The organism is Streptomyces sp. MS191 (genome assembly GCF_008042125.1).
Taxonomy (GTDB): Bacteria; Actinomycetota; Actinomycetes; order Streptomycetales; family Streptomycetaceae; genus Streptomyces.
In genome coordinates, this window is sequence record NZ_RDBI01000058.1 from 1 (window position 1) to 3,785 (window position 3,785).

Annotated in this window: 3 protein-coding genes; all 3 read left to right on the forward strand. The window is 73.6% G+C overall.

The window, feature by feature from the left end:
* On the forward strand, positions 1–2,103 hold a 2,103-nt coding region (locus EAO71_RS25960), incomplete at its 5' end, for an ATP-binding cassette domain-containing protein (RefSeq protein WP_147980247.1).
* Positions 2,104–2,164: 61 nt separating this feature from the next.
* Positions 2,165–2,857, forward strand: a complete 693-nt coding sequence (locus tag EAO71_RS25965) for a hypothetical protein (RefSeq protein ID WP_147980248.1) — start codon at positions 2,165–2,167, stop codon at positions 2,855–2,857.
* The coding region (locus EAO71_RS25970) for a serine/threonine-protein kinase (protein ID WP_147980293.1) at positions 2,857–3,785 on the forward strand (929 nt) is incomplete at its 3' end. The genes EAO71_RS25965 and EAO71_RS25970, both read left to right, overlap by 1 nt.

The following is a 3,785-nucleotide window of genomic DNA, read 5'->3' on the forward strand; positions in this document are numbered from 1 at the left end:
CGGGAGCCCGATCCCCCCAGGCCCGCGCCCGCGCCCCCGCCGATGCCGGTCCCGGGGCCGCCGGCGCCCGCGCCGCCGCGTACACCGCCCCGGCCGTCGTCGGTGTCCCACCCGGGCGCCACGGGGACCTTCCGGCAGCCCACCTCCGTACGGCCGCTGCCCACCCGGACCGTGCGCATCGGGCGCGCGCCGGACAACGACCTGGTCGTGGACGACCTGGTGGTCTCGCGGCGGCACGCCGAGCTGCTGGCACAGGCCGACGGGACGTACTGGATCCACGACCTCGGCAGCCACAACGGCACCTACCTGAACGGCCGGCGCGTCGAACGCTCCCGCGTGACCCCGGACGACATCGTCGGCATCGGGCACTCGGCGTTCTGCCTGCTCGGGGACAAGCTCGTCGAGTTCACCGACACCGGCGAGGTCTCCCTCGACGTGCAGGATCTCGCCGTCACCGTGGACCACGGGAAGAAGACGCTGATGGAGGACGTCTCCTTCCCGGTCGGGCAGAAGTGCCTGCTCGCCGTCGTCGGGCCCTCCGGCGCCGGCAAGTCCACCCTGCTCGGCGCGCTCACCGGGCAGCGGCCCGCCGACCGCGGCACGGTCCTGTACGACGGCCGCGACCTCTACCAGGACTACGCCGAACTGCGCCAGCGCATCGGCCTCGTCCCGCAGGACGACATCCTGCACCTGCAGCTCACCGTGCGGCGGGCGCTCGGCTACGCGGCCGAGCTGCGCTTCCCCGAGGACACCGCGGCGTCCGAACGCCGGGCCCGGGTCGACGAGGTGATCCGCGAGCTCGGCCTGGGCGAGCGGGTCGACCAGCCCATCCACAGCCTCTCGGGCGGGCAGCGCAAGCGGGTCAGCGTGGCGCTCGAGCTGCTCACCAAGCCCTCGCTCCTCTTCCTCGACGAGCCGACCTCCGGCCTCGACCCGGGCATGGACCGCTCGGTGATGCACATGCTCCGGGGGCTGGCCGACGACGGCCGTACGGTCATCGTCGTCACGCACAGCGTGCTGAGCCTGGACGTCTGCGACCGCCTGCTGGTGCTCGCGCCCGGTGGCCGGATCGCCTACTACGGACCGCCGGACGAGGCGCTGGAGTTCTTCGGCTTCGACGAGTGGCCGGAGGCCTTCGAGGCCTTCGAGAACGAGCGCGACCGGGACTGGGCGGGGCAGTACCGCGCCTCCCGCTTCCACCGGCAGTACGTCGCGGACGCGATGGACCGGCCGGGCCTGCCCGCGTCGGGTCCGGCCGCGGTGCCGGAACCCGGACCGCCGCCGAAGGCGCAGAGCTGGGGTTCCCAGCTGCGTACGCTCGTCAGGCGGTACGCGGCCGCGCTGGCCGCCGACCGGACCTTCCTGATCATCATGGTCGCCCTGCCGTTCGTCATGGGTGCGATGGCCCGCGCGTTGTCGGAGGGCAGCCTCAACCCCGAGTCGACCCTGAACGTCCTGCTCATCCTGTGTGTCGGCGGTGTGCTGACGGGTGCGGCCAACGCGGTGCGCGAGCTGGTCAAGGAGCGCACGATCTACCGGCGCGAGAGAGCCGTCGGCCTGTCGCGTTCCGCGTATCTGATGTCCAAGATCGTCGTCCTGGGGACGATCACCGTCGTGCAGGCGGTGGTACTGACCCTGGTCGCCCTGATCGGCGTGCCGCTGAACGTGCCGGACGGCAAGGGCGTGCTCCTCCCCCCTCTGGTCGAACTCACCCTCGCGGTCGCCCTGCTCGCCTTCACGGCGATGATGCTGGGGCTGCTCGTCTCGGCGCTGGTGCGCAAGGAGGAGGTGACCATGCCGCTGCTGGTCCTCCTCGCCATCGTCCAGGTGGTCTTCTGCGGCGCGCTGCTCACCGTGCGCGGGGCGCCCGTCCTGGAGCAGCTCGCCTGGCTGGTGCCGTCGCGATGGGCGTTCGCGGCGATGGGGGCGACCATCGACATCGGCGAGATCGCGCCGAGCGACAAGACGACCGATCCGCTGATGCACCACACCCTGGAGGCCTGGTTGTTCGACATGGGGATGCTGGTGGTCCTCTGTCTGGTGCTCGGATTCGTGGTCGCGCGCCTGCTGCGCCGACACGAGCCGGTGATCATGCGGAAGTAGCCCGGATCCCGCGGCCCGTCCGAGGCCGTCGTACGTCCCGCACAGCGAAGGCAGGCGGTCCATGGCTTTCCCCGTCACACCCCCCGTCCCCGAGTACGTCCCCGACTTCCGGCCGACGCACGTCGTGCCGCGCGACGGGCTGCCCGCGTGGGAGGCCCCCGATCCCGGTCTGCCCACCGAGCCCCTCGACGCCTTCCTGCCCGTGCAGCTGACGGAGCGGGTCGGCGACTGGGGCCGGATCCTGTGCTCGAACGGCTGGTCGGCGTGGGTCGACGCGCGCCTGCTGGTCGCGGTGCCCGTCGACCCGCCCGAGGCCCGCAAGCCGCTCGCGCGGACCGCGGACCCCCGCCAGCTGATCGCCCGGGCCGAGGAGTCCCTGGGCCGCTACCGGCGCGCGGCGGAGGAGCTGGCGGCGGGACGCACGGACGGCGACGCCTTCAGGCGGCGCACCCGCGGGCTGCGGATCGGGATGGTCGTGGACGGCGAGGCGGTGTGGCTGTACGACGCCGAGCACGAACGGTGGGTGTTCTGCGACGGGACGGGGCTGACCACGTACGCGGCGTCGGCCGCTCCGTCGGCGGCGGCCGCCGTACCGGCCGATGCGGCCCCGGCCGCGGCCGCGGCCGCGGCCGGGCACGAGCCCACGCAGGTGGTGGAGCGGTTCGACGAGGAGGGCGACCGGCCGCGGACCGATCCGGCGGGCCCGCCGCCCACCCGGGTCGTGGACCCCGGGGACCTGCCGGGTGAGCGCTGATGGCCGGGGCCACCCGGGGCGCGGATCTGCCGGCGGGCCGAGAGTCGGGGCTGGTGGGGAAGCAGATCGCGGGCTACCTCGTCCAGGGCGAGATCGGGCGGGGCGGGATGGCGGTCGTGTACCGGGCACGGGACCTGCGACTGGACCGCACGGTCGCGCTGAAGCTGCTGGCGCCCGAACTCGCCCGCAACGACACCTTCCGCAAGCGGTTCGCGCACGAGTCCCGGGTGGCCGCGGCGATCGACCACCCGCACATCGTCCCCGTGTTCGAGGCCGGCGAGACGGAGGGCGTGCTGTACATCGCGATGCGGTACGTCGCCGGGCAGGACCTGCGGGCGCTGCTGGACCGCGAGGGCCCGCTGCCGCCGGCGACGGCGGGCCGGATCGCCGCCCAGGTGGCGTCCGCGCTGGACGCGGCGCACGCCCACGACCTGGTCCACCGGGACGTGAAGCCGGGCAACATCCTGGTCGCGGAGGGAACGGACCGGGACCACCCGGAGCACGTGTACCTCACGGACTTCGGCCTGACGAAGAAGTCCCTGTCGCTGACCGGCCTGACGACGGTGGGCCAGTTCGTCGGCACGCTGGACTACGTGGCCCCGGAACAGATCTCCGGCAAGCCGGTGGACGGCCGGTGCGACGTGTACAGCCTGGGCTGCGTGGTCTTCGAGACGCTGACCGGGATGCCGCCGTTCCGCAGGGACGACGACATGGCGCTGCTCTGGGCCCACCAGTACGACCCGCCGCCGCCGGTGTCGGCGGAGCGCCCCGGCCTGCCGGAGGCGGCCGACACGGTGCTGGGGAAGGCGCTGGCGAAGGTCCCGGAGGAGCGGTACGACACGTGCGTGGAGTTCGTCATCGAGCTGCGCGCGGCGCTGGAGCACGGCGCCCCCGGCCCGACGCCGTCGGGCACCTCGGAGCCCCGCCC